This window comes from Stenotrophomonas panacihumi (assembly GCF_001431645.1).
GTDB classification, from domain to species: domain Bacteria; phylum Pseudomonadota; class Gammaproteobacteria; order Xanthomonadales; family Xanthomonadaceae; genus Stenotrophomonas_A; species Stenotrophomonas_A panacihumi.
Genome location: NZ_LLXU01000038.1, coordinates 1 through 1,476 on the forward strand (window position 1 = coordinate 1; position 1,476 = coordinate 1,476).

At 69.6% G+C, this 1,476-nt stretch carries 3 protein-coding genes; 2 read left to right on the forward strand and 1 reads right to left on the reverse strand.

Going from position 1 to position 1,476, the window contains the following annotated elements; all coding sequences use genetic code 11:
- Positions 1-454 (reverse strand): glycine zipper 2TM domain-containing protein (locus ARC20_RS02115; protein ID WP_152983941.1); only part of this gene is annotated, 454 nt, incomplete at its 3' end.
- 152 nt (positions 455-606) lie between these two features.
- Here ARC20_RS02115 and ARC20_RS02120 point away from each other — a divergent pair.
- Positions 607-819 carry a DUF6116 family protein gene (locus tag ARC20_RS02120; protein WP_057643608.1) on the forward strand — a complete coding sequence of 71 codons (213 nt, stop codon included), beginning with the start codon at positions 607-609 and terminating at the stop codon, positions 817-819.
- Positions 820-822: 3 nt separating this feature from the next.
- Positions 823-1,476, forward strand: a 654-nt coding sequence (locus tag ARC20_RS02125) for a TatD family hydrolase (RefSeq protein WP_081417994.1), incomplete at its 3' end; no start/stop codon positions are given.

Below are 1,476 nucleotides of genomic sequence, written 5' to 3' on the forward strand. Positions count from 1 at the left end.
CGGCCACCGCGCCGGCCGCCGTGGCCACCTTGCGCCCGTTGCCGCCGCCGACCTGGTTGCCCAGCACGCCGCCGATCACCGCGCCCACCACCGTGCCGCCGACGTTGCCGTCGCGCTCGGGCAGGCGTTCCTGCACCACCACGTCCTTGCACACCTCGTGCGGCGTGGACGTGCTCGTCGTCTCGCGCACCGCCTCGCTGCCGATGACCGTCGCGTAGACCTTTTCCTTCTGCGTGACCGGATCCACCTTGACCACGTCGGCGTATTCCAGGCCCTTGCCCGGCGCCACCGCGTTGGGATCCTCGGCCAGCGAGTTGTCCAGCGCCGGACGGCTCTCACCGATCGGCGCGATGTCATCGCTCTTGCCGCGGTTGTTCATGAAGGCGGCCGTCGCCACACCGCCCACCAGCAGTGCGCCTGCCGCGACCAGTATAGTTGTCGTGTTGCTTTTCATTGACCTTGCTCCTTTAGGACGGTCCGCTTGTGGGGACGGGAGGGATTCCATCACGACCAAGCTGAACAAATCCACGCCTTTCCCCGGAATGTGCGTGTGAAAACCTTCGCCGGGTGATTTCATTCACGCTTAACCGTTTTCAAGGACCCACGATGCCCAACCCGCTCGCCATCCCGCTGTTGAACTGGGCCGGCCGCCTGCGTTACCCGACGCTGGCCAAGGTCGTGGCCGCGCTGTTCGTGGTCGACCTGTTCCTGCCCGACCCGGTGCCGTTCGTCGACGAGATCGTCCTGGGCATGGCCACCTTGTTGCTGACCAACTGGAAGTACCGCAAGGGCGCCCCGCCGCCGCTGCCCGGCCGCTGAAAGATGCGGCTGATCGACAGCCACTGCCACCTCGACGCCGACGAATTCGACGCCGACCGCGACGCCGTCACCGATCGCGCGCAAGCCGCCGGCGTCGTCGCGCAGATCGTCCCGGCCACCGTCGCCGCCGGCTGGCCGAAACTGCGCGAGGTCTGCGCCGCCCGGCCCGGCCTGCACCCGGCCTACGGCCTGCACCCCGTCTTCCTCGACGCCCACCAGCCAGCCGATCTGGACCTGCTGGAAGAATGGATCGTGCGCGAGCGCCCGTGCGCGATCGGCGAATGCGGGCTGGACTACTTCATCGAAACCCTGGACCGCGACGCCCAGGCGCACTACTTCGACGGCCAGCTCGCGCTGGCGGTGAAGCACGACCTGCCGGTCATCGTGCACGCGCGCCGCGCGGTGGACGCGGTGATCCAGGCCATCCGCCGCGCCGGCGACGTGCGCGGCGTGGTGCACAGCTTCGCCGGCAGCCCGGAACAGGCGCGGCAGCTGTGGGAACGCGGCTTCCTGCTCGGCCTCGGCGGCCCGGTGACCTACGACCGCGCCCAGCGCCTGCGCCACCTCGCCGCGGATCTGCGCGTCCGGCTGGTCGGGGGCGTCGGTTTCCAGCAGCAGGTGTTCCAGCGGCATCGTCGCGGCGAGGTGGCGCAGGCG